The 18,676-nt window shown below is 75.9% G+C and carries 20 protein-coding genes; 10 read left to right on the top strand and 10 right to left on the bottom strand.

Annotated features, from left to right (window positions below):
• The first annotated feature begins 85 nt into the window (after positions 1 to 85).
• From ABZ945_RS11210 to ABZ945_RS11200, 3 genes are all read left to right on the top strand, one after another.
• Positions 86 to 319: a hypothetical protein gene (locus ABZ945_RS11210; RefSeq protein WP_361266999.1), complete on the top strand. Its 234-nt coding sequence runs from the start codon at positions 86 to 88 to the stop codon at positions 317 to 319.
• A gap of 222 nt (positions 320 to 541) precedes the next feature.
• Entirely contained in the window at positions 542 to 781 is a 240-nt protein-coding gene (locus ABZ945_RS11205; protein WP_361266997.1) for a chaplin, read from the top strand.
• A gap of 264 nt (positions 782 to 1,045) precedes the next feature.
• Positions 1,046 to 2,374, top strand: coding sequence for a glycosyl hydrolase (locus ABZ945_RS11200; RefSeq protein ID WP_361266995.1), 1,329 nt, complete (start codon positions 1,046 to 1,048; stop codon positions 2,372 to 2,374).
• Between the two features lie 55 nt (positions 2,375 to 2,429).
• On the opposite strand, the gene ABZ945_RS11195 is transcribed toward ABZ945_RS11200, so the two are convergent.
• Genes ABZ945_RS11195 through ABZ945_RS11160 form a run of 8 tightly spaced genes read right to left on the bottom strand, consistent with a single transcriptional unit; the run spans position 2,430 to position 12,150 of the window.
• Positions 2,430 to 3,563, bottom strand: coding sequence for a GNAT family N-acetyltransferase (locus tag ABZ945_RS11195; RefSeq protein WP_361266993.1), 1,134 nt, complete (start codon positions 3,561 to 3,563; stop codon positions 2,430 to 2,432).
• Positions 3,560 to 4,273, bottom strand: coding sequence for a lipopolysaccharide biosynthesis protein (locus tag ABZ945_RS11190; protein WP_361266991.1), 714 nt, complete (start codon positions 4,271 to 4,273; stop codon positions 3,560 to 3,562). Before ABZ945_RS11190 ends, ABZ945_RS11195 begins: the two co-directional genes overlap by 4 nt.
• On the bottom strand, positions 4,270 to 5,535 hold the full coding sequence (locus ABZ945_RS11185; RefSeq protein WP_361266989.1) for a glycosyltransferase: 1,266 nt from the start codon (positions 5,533 to 5,535) through the stop codon (positions 4,270 to 4,272). The genes ABZ945_RS11190 and ABZ945_RS11185 overlap by 4 nt, the downstream gene beginning before the upstream one ends.
• On the bottom strand, positions 5,532 to 6,332 hold the full coding sequence (locus ABZ945_RS11180) for a polysaccharide deacetylase family protein (protein WP_361266987.1): 801 nt from the start codon (positions 6,330 to 6,332) through the stop codon (positions 5,532 to 5,534). Before ABZ945_RS11180 ends, ABZ945_RS11185 begins: the two co-directional genes overlap by 4 nt.
• The gene (locus tag ABZ945_RS11175; RefSeq protein ID WP_361266985.1) at positions 6,329 to 7,993 is read right to left on the bottom strand and encodes a lipid II flippase MurJ; all 1,665 of its coding nucleotides are present in this window, start codon (positions 7,991 to 7,993) and stop codon (positions 6,329 to 6,331) included. Before ABZ945_RS11175 ends, ABZ945_RS11180 begins: the two co-directional genes overlap by 4 nt.
• Entirely contained in the window at positions 7,986 to 9,443 is a 1,458-nt protein-coding gene (locus ABZ945_RS11170) for an O-antigen ligase family protein (RefSeq protein ID WP_361266983.1), read from the bottom strand. The genes ABZ945_RS11175 and ABZ945_RS11170 overlap by 8 nt, the downstream gene beginning before the upstream one ends.
• Positions 9,443 to 10,987, bottom strand: a complete 1,545-nt coding sequence (locus ABZ945_RS11165; RefSeq protein WP_361266981.1) for an exopolysaccharide biosynthesis polyprenyl glycosylphosphotransferase — start codon at positions 10,985 to 10,987, stop codon at positions 9,443 to 9,445. Before ABZ945_RS11165 ends, ABZ945_RS11170 begins: the two co-directional genes overlap by 1 nt.
• Positions 10,984 to 12,150: a glycosyltransferase gene (locus ABZ945_RS11160; protein ID WP_361266979.1), complete on the bottom strand. Its 1,167-nt coding sequence runs from the start codon at positions 12,148 to 12,150 to the stop codon at positions 10,984 to 10,986. Before ABZ945_RS11160 ends, ABZ945_RS11165 begins: the two co-directional genes overlap by 4 nt.
• A gap of 521 nt (positions 12,151 to 12,671) precedes the next feature.
• Here ABZ945_RS11160 and ABZ945_RS11155 point away from each other — a divergent pair.
• The 5 genes from ABZ945_RS11155 (at position 12,672) to ABZ945_RS11135 (ending at position 15,685) form a co-directional block, all read left to right on the top strand.
• Positions 12,672 to 12,911, top strand: coding sequence for a chaplin (locus ABZ945_RS11155; protein WP_248633353.1), 240 nt, complete (start codon positions 12,672 to 12,674; stop codon positions 12,909 to 12,911).
• Positions 12,912 to 13,213: 302 nt separating this feature from the next.
• Positions 13,214 to 13,855 (top strand): hypothetical protein, encoded by a 642-nt coding sequence (locus ABZ945_RS11150; RefSeq protein WP_361266976.1) that lies wholly within the window; start codon positions 13,214 to 13,216, stop codon positions 13,853 to 13,855.
• Positions 13,856 to 14,065: 210 nt separating this feature from the next.
• Positions 14,066 to 14,341, top strand: a complete 276-nt coding sequence (locus ABZ945_RS11145; protein ID WP_361266974.1) for a hypothetical protein — start codon at positions 14,066 to 14,068, stop codon at positions 14,339 to 14,341.
• 274 nt (positions 14,342 to 14,615) lie between these two features.
• On the top strand, positions 14,616 to 15,140 hold the full coding sequence (locus ABZ945_RS11140) for a hypothetical protein (RefSeq protein ID WP_361266972.1): 525 nt from the start codon (positions 14,616 to 14,618) through the stop codon (positions 15,138 to 15,140).
• 227 nt (positions 15,141 to 15,367) lie between these two features.
• Complete coding sequence (locus ABZ945_RS11135; RefSeq protein WP_361266970.1) at positions 15,368 to 15,685, top strand: chaplin; 318 nt, start codon at positions 15,368 to 15,370, stop codon at positions 15,683 to 15,685.
• Positions 15,686 to 15,784: 99 nt separating this feature from the next.
• Here the strand turns inward: ABZ945_RS11135 and ABZ945_RS11130 are convergent, their stop codons facing one another.
• Positions 15,785 to 16,663: a tyrosinase family protein gene (locus ABZ945_RS11130; RefSeq protein WP_361266968.1), complete on the bottom strand. Its 879-nt coding sequence runs from the start codon at positions 16,661 to 16,663 to the stop codon at positions 15,785 to 15,787.
• The gene (locus tag ABZ945_RS11125; RefSeq protein WP_361266966.1) at positions 16,641 to 17,033 is read right to left on the bottom strand and encodes a tyrosinase family oxidase copper chaperone; all 393 of its coding nucleotides are present in this window, start codon (positions 17,031 to 17,033) and stop codon (positions 16,641 to 16,643) included. The genes ABZ945_RS11130 and ABZ945_RS11125 overlap by 23 nt, the downstream gene beginning before the upstream one ends.
• A gap of 251 nt (positions 17,034 to 17,284) precedes the next feature.
• Here ABZ945_RS11125 and ABZ945_RS11120 point away from each other — a divergent pair, with 251 nt between their 5' ends.
• A complete protein-coding gene (locus ABZ945_RS11120) occupies positions 17,285 to 17,797 on the top strand; it encodes a DUF5949 family protein (protein WP_361266964.1) in 513 nt (170 codons plus the stop codon).
• A gap of 127 nt (positions 17,798 to 17,924) precedes the next feature.
• Positions 17,925 to 18,563: a vitamin K epoxide reductase family protein gene (locus ABZ945_RS11115; RefSeq protein WP_361267137.1), complete on the top strand. Its 639-nt coding sequence runs from the start codon at positions 17,925 to 17,927 to the stop codon at positions 18,561 to 18,563.
• Positions 18,564 to 18,676 lie beyond the last annotated feature (113 nt).

The following is an 18,676-nucleotide window of genomic DNA, read 5'->3' as shown; positions in this document are numbered from 1 at the left end:
ACGCGCTCCGGAGGCGGGCGGGAACGCTGTGTCATGATGCGAGGGCCCTGCCAAGGCTGATGCTGCGCGAACGGAAGGGTTCGGCATGGCTCCTCACGCCGGGAGATGGCAGCGTGTCCCGCTGATCCCGCAGAGCAGGCACGCGACGGCGAGCGAGATGGACGCGGTGGCCGTGGCGCCGCCGCCTCAGGGCCCTGTGCCGCCGCCGGTCTACTCCTCCCTGATAGACGAGTGGCAGGCCCTCGGGCGCACCCTCCCCGGTGTCCCGGACCAGGAGTGGGACGCCCTGGTCTCCCGTCCGGTCTGGCCAGGACACTGACCATGGTGCCCCCGGAGGTGGCCGTCCCCCGTTCGGCGGCGGCATTGCGCCGATCGACCCCGCCATCCCCCTGACATCCGGGTGAATCGTTTCCTCGAAACGGCCGCAATGATGCCTTTCCGGCGCCGCATTAGGTCTGATTTTCACAGTGGAAGGCGGACCCACCGGTCCGTATGTCGTGAAATCCGCGACAGGACTTCCCCTGCCGAAAGGAAGCCGAAGATGAAGTGCAAGAAGGCCGCGGTAGCCGTCGCCGGAATCATCATGGCGCTGGGTGCGGCCACGCCCGCCTTCGCCGACGCGGACGCCGAGGGCGCCGCGGTCGGTTCGCCGGGCATCCTGTCCGGCAATGTGGTCCAGGCTCCGATCCACATCCCGCTGAACATCTGCGGCAACAGCGTCAACGTGCTGGGCGCCCTGAACCCGGCCGGCGGCAACGTCTGCGTGAACGCGGAGGACTGACCCCGGCGGGGTCACGGCCTGACGGCCATGACGGCCAGAACGGCCACGGAGAAGCCGGTCCCGGGACATCCCGGGGCCGGCTTCTCCGCTGTGGGCGCGCAACCGCACAGACACCGCACGACCGAGCCGATCGGCGCCCGAACGGGGGAGTCCGTCCACCGATGGTCCACTCCAGGCCCCCTCCGGATTACCCGACGGCCCGTCAGTCGTATTTTCTGCTTCACGGGGACGGCCGATCGGGCGCCACCTGGCGGAGGAGCGGACATGGGTCACCGGAAGAGCCACGACGGGCGGAACGGCGCGCTACGGGGGCGGGGCACCCGGCTGGCGCTCGCCACGGTCGCGCTGCTGATGACGGGTACGGCCCTGGCGGCGCCCGGCGGCGCGGTCACTCCCCCACCGCCACCCGACCCCGGCACCACCCCCGTACCCCCCACTCCCCCATCCGCGGAGCCCTCCCCTTCGGCCCCGTCTCCGGACGCGTCCCCCAGCCCCTCCGTGTCCCCATCGCCCTCGTCTCCGTCCCCGTCCCCGGCCGGGGGCGCGTTCGGGGCGTATCTGGGCTTCGGGCCGGAGGGGATCAGCCGGATGGCCGGGCTGCGCGACTGGCTGGGCGGGGCGGAGCCGACCGTCGGCCACACCTACCTCCCGGGCGACGTCTGGAGCAATATCGAGGGCCACCCGGGCTTCCTGGAGGACTGGGCGCGCTGGCGGCAGGAACGGGACGAGCGGATGTTCGTCCTCAATGTGCCGATGATGGAGCAGAACGAGAGCCGGCTGCCCGACCCGGTGGTGCGGCAGCTGCTGCGGCTCGGCGCCGACGGCCGGTTCGACCGCCACTACCGGGCGCTCGCCGAGCGGCTGGTGGGCCTCGGGGTCCCGGACACCGTGGTCGTGCTCGGCTGGGAGATGAACGGCACCACCTACTCGCACCGCTGCGGCCCCGACCCGGAGGCGTGGAAGGCGTACTGGCGGCGGATCGTCACCGCGATGCGCGAGGTCCCGGGCCAGCGCTTCCGCTTCGACTTCGCACCCAACCGGGGGCGGGACGCCGTCCCGTGGACCGACTGCTACCCGGGCGACGACGTGGTGGACATCATCGGGATGGACTCCTACGACCAGCCGCCCGGCGAGACCTTCCAGGAACAGGTGGAGCAGGAGTACGGGCTCCGCGCCCAGGTGGAGTTCGCCGCCGCGCGCGGCAAGCCCGTCTCGTACCCCGAGTGGGGGCTGTTCCGGGGCGGTGACAACCCCGACTACATGCGGGGGATGCTGGACTGGTTCGCCGAGCACAAGCCGCTCTACCAGACGGTCACCGACTACTGCCCGCACGGCGTCTGGCAGTGCGAGGAGAACCCGCGCGCCTCGGAGGTGTTCCGCAAGCTGATGACGGAGCGGTACGCCCCGGGGTCTGGTACGCCGCAGGAGCCCGGGACGCCGCAGCCGACGCCTTCCGGGACGCCGACGCCCACGGAGCCGCCGCAGCCCTCCCAGCCCTCCGAGCCGTCCCGGCCGGCGGAGTGTGTGCCGCTGGATCTGGGGCCGTGGGTGCGGAAGTGGCTCGGCCGGCCGCTCTGCCTCCGGCTCGGCTGAGCCACCGCCGGTACGGGGGCGGGACGGCCGTCCGCCGAGCCGCCCCCGCGTCCGTTCAGCCGCCGAGCCGCCGCAGCCGCCGTACCCAGTCCCGATCGCGGAGCGCGTCCGCCGCCCGGTGCCGGGCCTCCGCGTAGCCCGCCCGCAGCAGCAGGCCCGGGGCGGTGCGCCGGGTGGCCAGCAGCAGCCGGGCGCTGACGGCCGGTTCGGGGCGCCAGTGGCTCTTGTACGGCTCCCGCCCGCGCAGCAGGCTGAGCGTCCCCCGCCCGGAGGCGCTGCTCTCCCGGGCCCCGTTGCGCAGCAGCAGCGTCGCCACATCCGCCTTGCTGGAACGCAAGCGCGGGTCGGCCCCGTAGAGATAGCCGCCGGAGAGCAGCGGTGACAGCAGGGTGAGGTCGGCGGCGACCAGCTCCCCGTCCAGCCGGAACTCGGTCACCATCGCGTCGCCGGAGGCCACCATCGCCCCCACCGCCCGCTGGAGGTGCTCCTGGAAACGGGGCGTCAGATGCTCCGGGTTGACGCCCCGGTCGGCCCATTGGCGCTGGTGCAGCCGCAGCAGCCCGCGCAGCGCCTCGGGCACCTCCGCGGCGGGTACGGCACGCTCCTCGATGCCCAGCCGGTCCAGTCGGCGCAGCTTGGAGCGGGCCCGCTGGGCGCGGGCGGAGGGCAGCCGGGCGACCAGTCCGTCGATCGGCAGGGCGGGCAGCTCCATGCAGACCGAGTCGTCCATCCGGTGGCGCGGGCCCGGCCAGTCGGCGTACACCCGCTGGGCGGCGGCCCCGTCCCGTACCTCGCGCAGATCGATCACGGCGGTACGGGCCAGCCGGTGCAGTGCGGCGGTCAGCGCGCCCATCGCCTCCGCGGCCGGGCCGGAGGCGGCCTGCGGATCCCCGTCGACCAGGACGTCGGAGAAGTCGGTGATCTCGCCGCCGAGGTGGGTGAGCAGCGGCACGGGGCCGGGCACCAGCCGCAGCGGGGCGGCGGCCACCAGCCGGCCGGCCCGGCGGACCAGGACCACCCGCAGCCGGCCCGGGCTGCCGTACGAGGTCCACCAGGAGTGCAGCCAGGAGTGCGACTGGAACGGGGTGGCCGTGGGGCAGCGCCGGTGCAGCTCGGTCCACTCCCCCGCCAGCCGCCCGAAGTCGTCACCGTCACGGCAGACACTGATCTCCCATGCGTTCCCGGTCATACGGCCGCTCCCTCGGTGCGCGGCGCGGCGGCCCGGGGCAGCGGACCGCGCGCCGGGGCGGTGCCGTACCACTCGATGGGCGCCCGCCGGCGCGGGCGGACCAGGAGGGCGAGGCCGCCGAGCAGCCCGCCCGCGCAGCCGCCGACGAGCGCGGAGAGTACGGGTGAGGGGGTCACCGGGGCGGTCGGGGCGGCGGCCCGGGTGAACTCCAGGACCTTCACCCCGGTGCCGGTCTGGGTGTCGGCGCCCTTGCGGACCAGGGCCTTGGCCACGGCGTCCGCGATCCCGGCGGCCTGGCGGGGGCGGCCGGCCCGGGCGGTGACCGAGATCATCGGGGCGTCCGGCGAGGTCGCGGTCTGCACGGCCGCCCGCAGGGCCGCGGCGGTGACCCCGGCCTCCACCTGGGCGTCCCCGACGACGGCGACATCGGTGGCGACCCGCCCGTACGCCTGGGCCAGGCCCATCGCGGCGGCGGGGTCGGACCCTGCGGCGGGCACCACGATCACATAGCTGGTCGCCGCGTACTCGGGGGGCGTCAGCAGCCCGTACCCGGTGCCGCCGAGCACCCCCAGTAGTACGGCGACCGGGACCAGCCAGCGGCGGCGGGTGCGGCGCAGCCGGGTGAGTCGGCCGATGGCCCCCCGTACCGCGAGCGAGGGCAGCGACCGGAGGGAGGACAGGGACGGCAGGGAGGGCAGCTGGGCGGTCATCCGGGGCATCCATGACTCGCTTCGTCGAGGAGGGTGTCGTACAGGGCTTTCACCTGGTGGGCGGTGTGCGCGATGTCGTAGCGCCGTACGGCCGGAGGCACCGGCCACCGCCCGGCGGCAGGAACGGATGACGGCAGGGCGGAGGACGGCGGGGCGGAGGACGGCGGGGCGGGGGCCATGGCACCCGGGACGGAGCCGGAGACGGCCAGGACCGGGACGGGTGGGGGCACCTTCGCCCCCGCCACCGCCGCGATCTCGGTCGCGATCTCCGCCACGAGGGAGGCCCCCGTCCCGCCGAGGCGCCGGGCTCCGGGGGCCTCGTCCGGTGGCAGGTCGTCCACGGCCGGGCAGGTCACCTGGCGGACCGGCAGCCCGGCGGCCAGCGCCTCCACCACCGCCAGCCCGAAGGCCTCGTCCTCGGAGGGCGAGACGAACAGGTCCATCGCGGCCAGCAGCCCGGGCAGCCGGTCCGCGCCGGCCGCGCCCGCCCACACCGTCCGGTCGGCCACCCCGCAGTCCTCGGCCAGCAGCCGCAGCCGCTCCCGCTCGGGTCCGTCGCCGACCAGCAGCAACCGGGCGGCGGGCAGCTCCCCGGCCACCTCGGCGAAGCCCCGTACCAGCGCGTCGAACCGCTTGCCCGGCACCAGCCGCCCCACCCCGCCGACCACATACGCGTCCGGGGCGAGACCCAGCCGCCCCCGTTCCACTGCCCGCGCCGCCGGGTCGAAGGCGAACCGCCCGGCGTCGATGCCGTTCGCCACCACCCGGATCCGGGACGGGCGGACGCCCCAGTCGGCCAGCCGGCGGGCCACCGAGTCGGAGACCGCGATCGTCGCCCCGCCGAGCCGCTCCGAGGCCAGGTAGAGGGCGCGCGCCCCGGCGGTCAGCGGGCGCCCCTCGATCTGGCCCTCGCCCAGCGAGTGCTCGGTGGCGACCACCGCGCGCACCCCGGCGAGCCGGGCGGCGAGCCGTCCGTAGACGCAGGCCCGGTACAAGTGGGTGTGGACCAGGTCGTACCGTCCGCGCCGGATCAGCCGGACCAGCCGGGGCAGCGCGGTGAGATCCCGGTTGCCGCGCATCCCGAGGCAGCTGACCGGGACGCCGTCGGCCCGCAGGGCGTCCGCGACCGGGCCGGGGTTGGTGAGGGTGACCACCTCGCTCACCACGGGCGCGGGCATGTGCTGGAGCAGCAGCCGGAGTTGGTGTTCGGCGCCGCCGGTGCCCAGCCCGGTGATGAGGTGCAGCACCCGGGGCGCGGTCATGACGTCCCCGCCCGTCCGGACTCCCGTACCGGCTCCGGGGCGAGGTCCACCGCCGGGCGGCGCCAGCGGTGCAGACGGAGTTTCAGCTCCAGCCGGACCGCGTGGTCCCGCTCCCCGAGGTGGACGCGCGGCAGGGCGTGCGTCCCGGCGAGCCCGGGCGGCGGATCGATGGCGACCCCGTAGCCGTATCCGGCCTCCCGGGCGGCCCGGACGGTGCGGCGGTCCAGCCGGCCGTAGGGGTGGCAGAAGCCCCTGGGCGCCCGGCCGGTGGCGGCGCGCAGCAGCTCACGGCTGAGCCGGGTCTCCTCGGCCAGTTCGCGGTCACCGGCCTTGGTGAGGTCGATGTGCAGCAGCCCATGGGAGCCGATCTCCATCCCGGCGGCGGCGCACCGGCGTACGCCCTCCTCGGTGAGCAGCGGCTTGCGCGGGCCGTCCTGGTCCCAGTCGTTGGAGCCGCCGAGCCGGCCGGCCAGGACGTAGACGGTGGCGGTGCAGTCATGGCGGCGCAGCAGCGGCACGGCCTCGTCCAGGAAGTCGGCGTACCCGTCGTCGAAGGTGAGCCCGACCAGTCCGCGGGCGACGCCCCGCCGTGCGGCGTCCAGCAGTTGGCGTACCGACACCCCGCGCAGCCCCTTGTCGCGCAGTCGGCGCAGCTGCCGGTCGAGCCGGGCCGGGGAGACGGTGACCTGGTAGGGGTCGTCGTCCGTGGTGTCGGCGACCGAGTGGTACATGGCCACCCACAGCGGGACCGGGGCGGAGGCGGGCAGGGCGGGGGGCTCGGGCGCTGGCACAGTCATACGGGCGCTTTCGTGCGGGGGCGGTCGGGCGGGGTGGCGGGGCGCGTTCGGCGGGCCCGCGCCAGCAGTTCGGGGACGACGGGCGCGCGCAGGACGAGCGCGGCGGGGGGCAGCACCACCAGGACGGCGGCGGCCGCCAGGGTGACCGCGAGCAGCGGCGGCCCGACCGCGCACAGCCTGCCCGCGGCGGCCGCGGCCAGTGCGGCGGCGGTCAGCCGGGCCAGCCCGGAGAGCAGCGCCCCGGCCCCCAGCGGGACACCGCCCCGCCGGGAACCGGCCAGCAGCAGGGCGGCGGTGAGGGTGATGCCCAGCGCGTTGGCGGCGGCGATCCCGGGCGCGCCCCACATCGCGGCCAGCGGGTGTCCGGCGGCAGCGGTCGCGGCGATCCCGGCGAGCATCGCGGCGGCCGGGTGCCAGAGCGGCCGGGCCGACGAGAAGGAGCAGCGCACCAGCGCCCCGACCAGGGTCTGGCCGAGCAGCCCGAGCGCGTACACCCGCATCACGGTGGCGGTGACGGCGGTGTCGCTACGGTCGAAGGCGCCGCGCTCGAAGAGGAGGTGCACCAGTTGCGGGGCGGCCGCCAGCACCGTCGCGGCGCCGGTCAGCACGATCAGCCCGGCCAGCAGCAGATCCCGCTCGGCCCGTCGCCGGGCGGCCCCGATGTCACCGGCGGCGAGCGCGCGGGCCACCACCGGGAAGCTGACCGTGCACACCATCAGCGACAGCGTCATCGGCAACTGGGCGACTTTCTGGGCGTAGTTGAGGTGGGAGATGGCCCCGGCCGGCAGCGGGGCGGCGAGGAACCGCTCCACCAGCACCTGGCTCTGGCGGCTGACCGCGAAGACCACCACGGGGGCGATCACCGCCAGCGCCACCGCTCCCGAGTCCGCTTTGGTGTCCGGCCCTGGGCGCACCTTCAGGCGCAGCCGGCGCCATACGCCGGGGGCCTGGAGCAGCACCATCAGCACCCCGCCCGCGGCCACCCCGGCCGCCGCCGCCCGCACCCCCCACTCGGGGCCCAGCAGCAGGATGGCGGCGACGATCCCGGCGTTGTAGGCGACATAGATGGCGGCGGGCGCGGCGTAGCTGCCGTGCGCCCGCAGGGCGGCGCTGCACCAGCCGGCGAGCGCGAAGGAGAGCAGGCAGGAGGCGGTCAGCCGTACGCAGTCCACGGCCAGCGCGGGCCGTGCGAGCCCTGGGGCGAGCAGTGGGACCAGCCAGGGCGCGGCCAGCGCCAGCACCCCGGCGGCGGCGCCCAGCACCAGGACGAGCCGCGGCAGGGTGGCCCGTACCAGCGCGCGTACCGGGTCCGCACCGGATCCGGTGGCCGCCCGGCGGGCCAGCGCGGCGGCGAAGGCGGGGACGAGGACCAGCGCCATCCCGTCCTCGATGAGCAGGGTGGCCGCGAACTCGGGCACCGTCCAGGCCACCAGGAAGGCGTCGGTCTCCGGACCGGCCCCGAAGACCGAGGCCAGCAACTGGTCCCGGACCAGACCGAGCAGCGCGCCCGCGGCGGTGAACGCGGCCGTGAGCACCGCGGCCCGCGCCAGCCACCGCCCGGACCCGGCGGGCCTCGGCGCAGTGGCCGGCGCCTCGGGGGCCGGTGCGGCCACCGGGCGGATGTCGTCGGGCAGTACGCCCGTCGACGCGGCCTCAGCCATGGACGGCACCCCCTTCCGCCCCGGCGGGCGCCGGGCACACCCCGCCCCGCTCGGCCGACCGGGGCCGCCCCACGCCTCGCACCCCGTCCCCGGCCCGGACCCGGGCCCCCGCCCCCGCCCCCGGCTCCAGCGCCCACCAGCCGGCCAGGCCCAGCACCAGGGAGGTCAGCACGGTCGCCGGGCCGCCGATGTCCGCGTACGCGAAGTCCACCAGCTGCCAGCCGAGCAGCCCGACGGCGACCAGCCCGCAGTCCGCCGGCGCCCCCCAGCGCCCCGCCGAACCGGGACCGGGCCGGGCCCCGTCCGGGGCGGCCCGCAGCCGGCGCAGCCCGCACACCAGCAGCGCCAGCCAGCCACCCGCCAGGGCCAGCAGCCCCAGCAGCCCCTGCTCGCCCAGGACCAGCAGGTACATGTTGTGCGGGGAGAGCAGCGGCTGCTTGGCGAAGTCCCGGCCGGCGCCCGCGGTGTCGCTGCCCGAGGAGAGCGCCAGCGAGGCGTGCGCGTCCCGGTACGCGGGGAAGCCCTTCAGCCCGACGCCGGTCACCGGCTCGGAGCGCCACATCCCCACGGCCGCCGCCCACATGGTGTACCGGTCGGTGACCGAGCGGTCCGGGGTGTCGGTCACCTGGGAGATGCTGGCCACCCGTTCGGTCACCAGCTGGGAGCCCACGCCCAGCCCGGCGACCAGCACCACGCCCGCGGCGCCCGCCACCAGCGCCACCCGCACCGCCCGCAGCGGTCCGGAGAGCACCAGCAGCAGCGCGCAGGCGGCCGCCGTGGCGATCCAGGCGCCCCGGCTGAACGACACCACCAGCGGGAACAGCAGCAGGGCCGCGCAGCCCAGCGCCACGGCCCGGCTCCGCCGCCCGGGCGAGCCCAGCGCCAGCGCCACCGCCGCCACCAGCCCGTACGCCACCGCGGTGGCCATGCCCATCACATCGGTGGCGCCGAAGGTGCCGACCGCCCGGACGTCCTCGCCCATATAGGAGGCGCCGGTGCCGGTGAGGTTCTGCACGGTGCCGACCGCGCCCTGGGCCAGGGCGAGTCCGACCAGCGCCCAGGCGGTCAGCCGGAAGTCCCGCCGGTCGCGCAGCAGCAGCACCACGGCCGCCGGGACCAGCACGAACACCTGGAGGTAGCGGACCACCCCGGGCAGGCTGGCCGCCGGGTCGCAGGAGGCGACCGCGGCCGCGCACACCCCGAGCACCGGCAGCCCCAGCACCACCGCGGCGGTCCGGGACAGCGGCCGGGCCCGGTCCCGTAGCAGCCGCGCCGCCGTGTACACCACCAGCAGCCCGGAGGCGGCGTCGGCCACCGTGCCGCCGGTGCCGCCCGGGCCGCCCTCCGGCGGCGGTACGGCGAGCAGGACGACCACCGCGAGCAGCGGCAGCACCGGCCCCACCCGCCGCACCGCCCCGCCGGTGCCGGTGCCGGTGCCGGTGCCGGGCATCAACTGCCCGCCGGGCGGAGCAGGGAGACGGCGGTGCGCACCAGGATGCAGACGTCCTGCCAGAGCGACCAGTGGTCGATGTAGTGGTTGTCGAAGCGGCAGCGGTCCTCGATGGAGGTGTCCCCGCGCAGCCCGTGCACCTGGGCCAGCCCGGTCAGCCCCACCGGCATCCGGTGCCGGGCCGCGTAGCCGGGGTGCAGTCGGCTGAACTCGGCGACGAAGTAGGGGCGTTCGGGGCGCGGGCCGACCAGGCTCATATCGCCGCGCAGGACGTTCCACAGCTGCGGCAGCTCGTCCAGCGAGGTCCGGCGGAGGAAGGAGCCGACCGGGCCGAGCCGGGTGTCCCGGGCCACGCTCCAGCGGGTGGCGGCCTCCTCCTCGTCGGCCGGGCGCAGCGTACGGAACTTCAGCAGGGTGAACAGCCGCCCGTGCTGCCCGACCCGCTCCTGCCGGAACAGCACCCCGGGCCCGTCCGCCAGCCGTACGGCGGCGGCGCAGCCCAGCAGCACCGGGGCCAGCAGCAGCAGCGCGGGTGCCGCGAGCGCCACGTCCAGCAGCCGCTTGCCCGGGCCGCCGGGGCGCTCCGGCGGGGCGTCGATCCGCCGCCAGGCGTGCCCCCACAGATGCCGGTCCATCGGCGCCGCCCCGGCGGCCGACCCGACCAGCACCCCGGCGCAGCCGTGGTCGGCCAGCAGCGCCGCCAGCTCCTCGTCCCGCTCAAGCCCGCTGCCCGACCCGGTGAACAGCGCCACCGACACCCCGCCGCGCACCACCGCCCGCTGTACCTCCCCGGCCGCCCCCAGCACCGGCAGCGCCGCCCCGCCGGCCGTGTCGGCGGAACGGGGCTCAGGGGTACGGGGCTCCCCGGCGCCGCCGCCCCGGTCGGGGTCGAACACGGCGACCGGGCGCAGCCCGTACTCGGGGTGCTCGGCCAGTACGGCGGCCAACCGCAGCGCCTCGGCCGCGCGGCCCACCACCAGCGCGGCCCGCGGCCGGGCCCGCACCGCCCGCCGGTGCCGGCCGTGCAGCACGGCCCGGCCGGCGCAGACGGCGAGCAGATGGACGGCGTACGCGACGACCGGCGCCACCCACCCGGCGGCGCCCGGGTGCCCGTTGGCGAGCAGCGCGGCGGCCGCGCACCACACCACGGCCGCCCGCCCGGCGAGCGCGGGCAGCTCGGGCGCCAGCGACGGCAGCGGCGAGGCGGTCCGGTAGAGCCCGGCGTAGGCGTCGAGCGCCACCAGCAGCGCGGTGAGCTGGAGCAGCAGCCCGGCCGACGGCAGCCCGCGCCCCGGCAGCCCGGCGGCCAGCACCAGCCCGCCGAGCAGCACCGCCGCGCAGTCCACCGCGACCAGGGCGGCGGTGAACGGCGGCACCGGCACCGGCCGCGGTGGTGCCACCCGGTCCGCACCCGACGGCGCCGGGACGAAAGCGGGACCGGGGACGGGGACGGTCGCGGCGGCGGCCGGGGCGGCGGGCCCCGGCTCCGGGTGCGGGCCCGGGTACGGGACGGGCTCCCGGGCCGGTGACGAGTCGGTGGTCACTGGGCGATCGGCTCCCTCGGTGCGCGGCCCGGTACGGCGGCCACCTCGCGGTACACATCCGTGATCGCCGCCCCGGCCCGCCGTACGTCGAACCGTTCGCGGACATGGCGCTGGGCCCGGCGGCCGAGGTCGGCGCGGAGCACCGGCCGCTGGAGCAGCGCCGCGAGGGCGCCGGCCAGCGCGTCCGGGTCGCCGGGCCGGACCAGGCAGTGCGGCTCCTGACCCGGCGGCAGGCTCTCCCGGGCGCCGTCCACATCGGTGAGCACCACCGGGCGCCCGGCGGCCATCGCCTCCAGGGGCGCCAGCGCCAGGCCCTCCCAGCGGGACGGCAGGACGGCGAGGTCGGCCGCCCGGTACCAGGGCGCCGGGTCGGCGACCGCGCCCGCGAAGAGGACCGAACCGGGTGCGGCGGCGCGCAGGGCGGCGGCCGCCGGGCCGTCCCCGACCAGCACCAGCCGGGCGGCCGGCACCCGTTCCCGTACGGCGGTCCAGGCGCGCAGCAGCTCGTCCTGGCCCTTCTGGCGGCAGAGCCGGCCCACGCACACCACCAGCGGTGCGGTGGCCGGCAGCCCCAGCGCGGCCCGGGCGGCGGCCCGTCCGGCGGCGCCCCCCTCCGCGGTGCCACCGGCGAAGCGCTCGATGTCCACACCGTTGTGGACGACCGACCAGGCCGCCCGCACCCCGGCGCCCTCGCCGCGGCGGCGCTCGGCCTCGCTGACGCAGATCACCCGGTCGGTCCAGCGGGCCGCCCACCGCTCCCAGCGCCGGGCCAGCGCCGCTGCGGTGCCGCCCACCGCCTCGAACGACCAGGCGTGCGGCTGGTAGACGGTCGGCACCCGGCCGCGTACCGCCAGCCGGGCGGCCAGTCCGGCCTTGGCGCTGTGCGCGTGGACCAGGTCGGGGCGCACCTCGTCCACCAGCCGGGCGACGCCGCGGCTCTCGGCGACCAGCGCCCTGCCCGGTTCGCGGCCGGCCCGCCAGGGGCGCACCTCGGCGCCCCGCGCCCGTGCCGCGGCGGCCAGTTCCGTACCGGGCGGGCAGGCGACGACCGCCCGCATACCGGAGGCCACCTGCGCGGCCGCCACATCGGCGACCACCCGGGCCACCCCGCCGTCGCCCGGCTGGACGACGTGCAGTGCGGTGAAGGGGGGAGGGGAAGGCACGCGTGACCCTTTCTACGAGGCCTTCGCCGCGGCGGGACGGGCAGCGGACCCAGGGACCCGGGCCTCGGAACCGGGCCGCGGGCCCGTGACCGGAAGCGGCACCGGTGTCGGGGGTGAGCGGCGGCGAGGGCCGGCACGGCGGCACCGGAAGGATCCGAACATCCGAACTGCTCGTCCGCGTGGCGAACGACGACCGGCAGAGACGACCGGGCAAAAGAGCTTGCGGGGCTTGCAGGACTTACTGGGCTTGCGGGGCTGGTGAAGGGGGCGGGCGGGACGGGCGGAAACAGCGAGTGCACGGTATCCCCCACCCGCCGCGCACTCGGGCATTTGACACAACAGCGGAGCAACTACCCTTTTCGATCTGCCTGCTTCAGCCGCGGCCGTGTCGTGTCGCGTCGCGTTAACCCGCCGCCGTCTGGTTCACCCGTTCGGTGGCGCAACCGCCCAGGGCCCAGGGCGTTGTTGGTGTAGCCGACCACGTCGGCCGCTGTGCATCGACAATCTAGGAGCTCGTCACCATGTCCCGTATCGCCAAGGTCGCCGTCCTGACCTCCGCCGTAGCCGCCACCCTCGCCGGTGCCGCCGGTGCCGCCGTCGCCGACTCCGGCGCCGAGGCCGCGGCCGTGGGCTCCCCGGGTGTCCTGTCGGGCAACGCGGTGCAGGTCCCGGTCCACATCCCGGTCAACCTGTGCGGGAACACCATCGACATCATCGGCATCCTGAACCCGGCCTTCGGCAACGTCTGCGTCAACGACTGACGTCGTCTGCCCCTCGTCCGCGCACAGCCGGCGCGGACGGCACCGAGCGCCACCCCTGCCTCCCAGGGGTGGCGCTCTCGCGTGCGCGCCCCCGCTCTCGTAGGTGCGCCCCTCGTCCGGGGCAGCGGAGGGCCACCGGTTTCCCGGCCCGCCACGACCCGGCCGACCCCCCTCCGCCGCAGGTCGCAGCCGTGTGTACCGCCATCCGGGCGCCTCACTCTGCGTGAGGGAAGCGTTTGCGGGGAGCGCGGTGCCGACTCACCGTGAGGTACACGTTCCGACGCACCACGGAAGGACACGGCATGCGCCTCCTGACCCCCCGCCGGATGGCGGTCACCGCGATCTGCGCCGCGCTCACCCTCGGAGGGGCGGCGCCCGCCCTGGCCGCCGCCCAGGCCCCCGCCGTCCCCGCGGCCGCCCCCGGGGACGTCGACGAGATCCTGGACTCGGTCGGCAGCCTGGTGGAGAGCATCCTCGACGGCGCCCTGGAACTGGACGAGGAGGACGCCGCCACCCAGAGCCCCGCCACCCCCCAGACCCCGGGGAGCCCCCAGACCCCGGGGACCTCGCAGACCCCGCAGACAGAGGAGCTGGCGGACGCCATCGGCCGGCTCCAGCAGGCCGCCGCGAACGCCGGCACCGGCTCCCGGGACGGCGCGGACACCGGCGTCGCCCTCCCGGAGGACTTCTTCAACGACCAGGAGGCGGCCGGCAGCGAGTTGGACGCCATGGACGCCGACCTGGAGAAGGCGCTGGAGGGCGTACGGGAGGCCGTGGACGCCGTGGTCGCCTCGGCCACCGAGGGCGAGACCACCACCTCCGCCCAGGACATCCAGGAGGCGGTGCGGGAACTGGTCGACAGCGTCCGCCAGGACGCCGCCCCGGAGACCGGGATGAGCACCCTCCCGGCCACCGACACGACCCCGGCGGACATCTTCGGATAGGCGCCCCGCCGACCCCCGCGGGGCACGCGGTCGGATAACAGGACCGGTCCACATCATTCGGGTGCAGTCGCCGGAATTCCGCTCCCGCGGAGTTTCCCCCGCGCGCAGCTCTCGTTACAGAAGACGGAAGCACAGCACAGGGAGCACCAACTCCCCTCCGCACAGCGCTCGTTGTGCCGAGCAATCCGTCCAGGAAGGACCCCCTCCCCCATGAAGCCCACGAAGGTCGCAGCGGTCGTCGCCGGTTCCCTGATGGCCCTGGGCGCGGCCACCCCCGCGTTCGCCGCCGAGAGCCTCACCCCCTCCAGCCTCAACGGAGCCGTCGACACCCTCGGCAAGCGCGGTCTGACCGAGGCGGTCCCCGCCGACGGGGTGACCAAGGTCGCCACCGACCACAAGCTCGTCGGCAAGGTGCAGGACACCGCGGGCAAGCTCCCCGCGAAGGACGCCGCGCCGCTGCTGGGCGGACTGCCGCTGGGCAAGTAGCCCCGGCGCGTACGGCGGCGGAAGGGCCGGCCGGAGACGACACCACGTCCCCGGCCGGCCCTTCCGTGCGTCCCGGACCGCACCGGGGCAGACCCGGCAGCTACCGGTGGCGACACGGCCGCGCGTTGCTGCATCCGGGCGAATTGCGAAGCGCTCCCCGACGCGGGCTCGTTCTCCGGGACAGCACCGAACTCACCCGAGGTCGGCCGACACTCACCCGAGCCGGACCCTCACTCACTCCGGCACTCACCTCACCGGGAAGGCGTACGCAGCAATGAACCCGAAGACTCAGGCCGGCATGGGGATCCTCGTCACCTGCCTGGCGTCCGCGGCGATGGCCTCGCCCGCCCTGGCCGCCTCCGCCCCGGTGGCACCGGTGGACATCCCGCTGCACGGACTCTCCACCGTGCTGCCCGAGACGCCGGTGCTCCGCACCGGGGTGCCGATCCCGGTGCCGGGGGCGCCCTCGGGCTTCACCCAGCGCGCGGAGGGCGGGCTCCAGCCGCTGCTGGTGCCGCAGCTGCCGCTCTCCACCGGGACGCCGGAGACGCTGATCGCCGCGCCGCTGCCGGACGTCGAGGGCGACCGGCCCACCGGGCGGGCGGTGCTCGCCGCCCCGGCCTCCGAGGTCCAGGCCGTCACCCCCGGTGCCGTCGCGGGGCTGCCGCTCACCCTGCCGCGCGCCGAGACCCTCGGGCTGCCGGGCCTGGCACTGCCGCCGGCCGGGCTGCTGGCGCCCTCGCTGACCGGCGCGGTCGAGTCCACGATGGGGCTGGACGCCGAGGAAGCCGGCCGCTGAACCTCCCGGCCGCACCCCGCCTCCCGCTCTCCGTATCCCTCCGCACCGCCCTCACCATGCCGCCGAACGGGCGAACCGACCGCGATCTATGCGGTGACCCGGCGTGGCGGCCGTGACCCGGCATGAGCAACGGCGTTGAAAGGGCGGTGACGACCGCGGCTCACGCGGTCTCCCTTCCCTGCATGACCCCCACCCACGTACCACCACGCACGTAACAAGGAGTTCCCATGCTTCGCATCGCGAAGGCCGCCGTCGTCCTCGCCGGCACCGGCGCCGTTGCCCTCGGCGGGGCCGGCCTGGCGGCCGCCGACGCCGGCGCCGAGGCCGCCGCCGTCGGCTCCCCCGGCGTTCTGAGCGGCAACATCCTGCAGATCCCGGTCCACGTGCCGATCAACCTCTGCGGCAACACCATCGACGTCGTCGGCATCCTGAACCCGGCCTTCGGCAACCAGTGCGCCAACGTCGACGGCAAGAAGAAGGACCACGACAAGAAGGACGACTCGAAGAACCACGGGCACAAGAACGACGGCGGCTACGGCGGCTGAGCCTCCGCCACCGTCCGCGTACCGCGGCACGAAGCCCCCGTCCGGTCCCCGTACCGGCCGGGGGCTTCGGCGTACCGGCCGCCGTGGCAGCGGCAGCTCTCAGCCGTCGTAGCGGTACACCTGCCCCAGGTCGGCGACCTCGGCCGGAGTGACGTCGAACGGCGGCATCCGCTCGTGCCGGGCCACCACCCGCCGGTACTGCGCCGAGCCGCGCGGCGGCGGGGTGGCGGGCAGATAGCCGGCCCTGGGGTGCCGGGCCTGCCAGCGGGTCCACAGCAGGTCCACGAAGGCATGGTGCAGCCAGAACACCGGGTCGTTGACCGAGGCCCCGCCGACCATCAGCCCGCCGACCCAGCGGTGCACCCGGTTGTGGCACGCCCAGCGGGCCGTCCCCCTGGCCCCCGGCCGCCAGCCCTCCAGACGGTTGCGGAAGCCGGTGCGGCTGGTGGAGTCCCAGGGCTCCACGTCATACCCGCCCTCGGCGAGCGCCCCGTCCACATCGGCGCGGGTGGGCAGCGCGATCGGGTCGGCCGGGTGGCCGAGCGCCCGGGTGAGGAAGGGCTCGTCGGTGACGCCGACGGTGATGGGCCAGTTCCCCGAGGCGTACGCGAAGGGGCCGGTGGTCACCCGGCGGTCCCCCGGTCGGCCGTCGCCGCCCAGGAAGTCCTCGCCCCAGAGGGCGGAGGCGGGGCTGCGGTCCCGGGTCCAGTCCCAGTAGGGCACGGTCACCGCCGGGTCGACGGCGCGCAGTTCCCGTTCGAACTCCAGCAGGTACTGCCGGTGCCAGGGCAGGAAGGACGGCCCCATGTGCGCGACCCGCAGCCCCTGCTCGCCGTCGGTCGTGTAGTGGTCCACATGGGTGCGGACGAAGTCGTCGTAGCGGCCGCTGCGCTTGACCGCCAGCACCGCGGCGACGAACCCGCGCCGCTGGGCGGTCGTCAGATCCCGCTGGTTCCTACGCGTGTACGGTGCCGCCACGCGCACCACCTCCCGGTGTATGGCCGTGCCCGGCCGCCGCGCCGGACAGCCCGGCGCCGCCCAGCTCGTCCACCGCGGCCCGGGTGGCCGCCAGCGGCGTCGGGTACGAGGCGCAGTGGTCCACCGGGGTGAGCCAGCCGCCGTCCGCGCACCGCATCAACGGGAGCGGCCGCCCGTCCACGGACACCGTGAGCGGCCCGCCGGCCGGGCCCGCGCCCTGGATGCGGCGGCCCCGGTACATCTCGTCGAAGCCGGGTGGCGCCGCCTCGACGCCCTCCCTCGGCCCCGTGCGGACCAGCGGGGCGAGCGCGCCGCCGGTGAAGGCGGCCACCGCCAGGGTGAACAGCGCCCGCAGGACCGTACGCCGCACCGGACGCCTCCCCGGGCCGGGGCCGTCGGGAGCCGCGCGGGCTGGAAGTGCTGCTGCCCGGTCCATCGGACGCCTCCCGGTGGCTGGTGGGTCGTCAACTTCGCCGGGGTCAACGACCCGGACGGGGAAGCGTTGCGCCGGAGCGCGCGTACGGGCGCTACCCGGTCAGGTGAACCGGGGCACCGCACTCTGGGCCGAACGGGTGGATTCCGGGGCAGACGCCCGCGCGTCCGGGGCTACGATCCGGCGCCATGACCTCTTCCCCCGCCGTATCCCCCGGGCGCCAGGCGTCCCCGCTGGGCACCCTCGCCGTCATCGCCTGGGCCGGTGACCCGGACGCCGACCCCGGGCAGCCCCCGCAGGTGCCGTTTCTGATGGTCTACTCGCTCGGTGACGGACGGGACGGCCCGGAGGCCGGGTCCGAGGCGCTGCGGGCCGAGGTGGAGAAGGCCGGGCTGTCGATCGGCGACAAGGTCTCCGACCTGGCACGGGAGACCCGGGTGCCGATCAGCCTGCTGGTGGAGGCCGAGCAGGCAGCGCTGAGCATGCCGTTCCTGCGGGTGCAGTGCGCCGTCCCGCCGGAGTGGGAGCGGGCCGCGCACCAGAGCGGCAAGGTCTATCTGATCGTCTCGCTGCGCCCCTGGCCGGAGGCGGTGCACGGCCGCCCGGTCGACGAGGAGGCGCTGCGGGCCTTCGCCGGTGACGAGACGCTGATGGACGTCAGCGCGCACTGCCTGGTCCCGGTACGGCGAGTCCGCACCTGAGGATTCCGGGGTGCTGGCGGGTGGCCCCCGCCCTCCGCCGGCGCCCTGCCCAACTCCCCCGTTCTACTGAACATTTGCCCCCAAACCCCCACGAATGACTTCCGCGTGTAACGTCGCCGGCATGACGATGACGCGGGTGCAGAACGAGGCGGCCCCAAGCCCGGCGACCGGCACCGACCCCGTTCCGGCGACCGTCGGTGCCGGGCGGGCGTTCGCCTGGATGCTGGTGGTGACCGGGGCGGCCGGGCTGCTGGCGGCGTGGGTGATCACCCTCGACAAGTTCAAGCTGCTGGAGGACCCGGGGTTCACGCCGGGCTGCAGCCTCAATCCGGTGGTCTCCTGCGGCAGTGTGATGCAGAGCGACCAGGCCACGGTGTTCGGCTTCCCCAACCCGATGCTGGGGCTTGCGACCTACGCGGTGGTGATGGGCATCGGCTTCGCCCTGCTGGCCGGGGCGGGCTTCCGCCGCTGGTTCTGGCTCGGCTTCAACGCCGGGACCCTGTTCGGCGTGGGCTTCTGCGCCTGGCTGACCTACCAGTCGCTGTACGAGATCAACGCGCTGTGCCTCTGGTGCTCGCTGGCCTGGGTCGCCACCATCGTGATGTTCTGGTACGTCACCTCGCACAACATCCGGCACGGGCTGCTGCCGGCCCCGGCCGGGGTGCGGTCGTTCGTCGGCGAGTTCACCTGGGTGCTGCCGGTGCTGCACATCGGGGTGATCGGGATGCTGATCCTGACCCGCTGGTGGGACTTCTGGACCGGCTGATCCCGGGCTGATCCACGGGCGGTACACGAGGGGCCCGGGCGCGGGTAGCGCCCGGGCCCCTCGTCGCGCGGGCCACCACGGAGCCGCCGGCCACCGGAAAGAGCCGCACGCGA

Source organism: Streptomyces sp. NPDC046887 (assembly GCF_040644755.1).
Taxonomy (GTDB): Bacteria; Actinomycetota; Actinomycetes; order Streptomycetales; family Streptomycetaceae; genus Streptomyces; species Streptomyces lichenis.
Note: the sequence above shows the minus strand (reverse complement) of the source record. Positions and strands in the feature narration are given on the sequence as shown.

Excerpts from the sequence above, each read along its gene's own strand:
- ABZ945_RS11150 (WP_361266976.1), top strand. The coding sequence starts at position 13,214 with ATGCGCCTCCTGACCCCCCGCCGGATGGCGGTCACCGCGATCTGCGCC.
- ABZ945_RS11175 (WP_361266985.1), bottom strand. The coding sequence starts at position 7,993 with ATGGCTGAGGCCGCGTCGACGGGCGTACTGCCCGACGACATCCGCCCG.
- ABZ945_RS11145 (WP_361266974.1), top strand. The coding sequence starts at position 14,066 with ATGAAGCCCACGAAGGTCGCAGCGGTCGTCGCCGGTTCCCTGATGGCC.
- ABZ945_RS11140 (WP_361266972.1), top strand. The coding sequence starts at position 14,616 with ATGAACCCGAAGACTCAGGCCGGCATGGGGATCCTCGTCACCTGCCTG.
- ABZ945_RS11185 (WP_361266989.1), bottom strand. The coding sequence starts at position 5,535 with ATGACCGCGCCCCGGGTGCTGCACCTCATCACCGGGCTGGGCACCGGC.
- ABZ945_RS11205 (WP_361266997.1), top strand. The coding sequence starts at position 542 with ATGAAGTGCAAGAAGGCCGCGGTAGCCGTCGCCGGAATCATCATGGCG.
- ABZ945_RS11180 (WP_361266987.1), bottom strand. The coding sequence starts at position 6,332 with ATGACTGTGCCAGCGCCCGAGCCCCCCGCCCTGCCCGCCTCCGCCCCG.
- ABZ945_RS11170 (WP_361266983.1), bottom strand. The coding sequence starts at position 9,443 with ATGCCCGGCACCGGCACCGGCACCGGCACCGGCGGGGCGGTGCGGCGG.
- ABZ945_RS11195 (WP_361266993.1), bottom strand. The coding sequence starts at position 3,563 with ATGACCGGGAACGCATGGGAGATCAGTGTCTGCCGTGACGGTGACGAC.
- ABZ945_RS11210 (WP_361266999.1), top strand. The coding sequence starts at position 86 with ATGGCTCCTCACGCCGGGAGATGGCAGCGTGTCCCGCTGATCCCGCAG.
- ABZ945_RS11200 (WP_361266995.1), top strand. The coding sequence starts at position 1,046 with ATGGGTCACCGGAAGAGCCACGACGGGCGGAACGGCGCGCTACGGGGG.
- ABZ945_RS11120 (WP_361266964.1), top strand. The coding sequence starts at position 17,285 with ATGACCTCTTCCCCCGCCGTATCCCCCGGGCGCCAGGCGTCCCCGCTG.
- ABZ945_RS11155 (WP_248633353.1), top strand. The coding sequence starts at position 12,672 with ATGTCCCGTATCGCCAAGGTCGCCGTCCTGACCTCCGCCGTAGCCGCC.
- ABZ945_RS11190 (WP_361266991.1), bottom strand. The coding sequence starts at position 4,273 with ATGACCGCCCAGCTGCCCTCCCTGCCGTCCCTGTCCTCCCTCCGGTCG.
- ABZ945_RS11115 (WP_361267137.1), top strand. The coding sequence starts at position 17,925 with ATGACGCGGGTGCAGAACGAGGCGGCCCCAAGCCCGGCGACCGGCACC.
- ABZ945_RS11135 (WP_361266970.1), top strand. The coding sequence starts at position 15,368 with ATGCTTCGCATCGCGAAGGCCGCCGTCGTCCTCGCCGGCACCGGCGCC.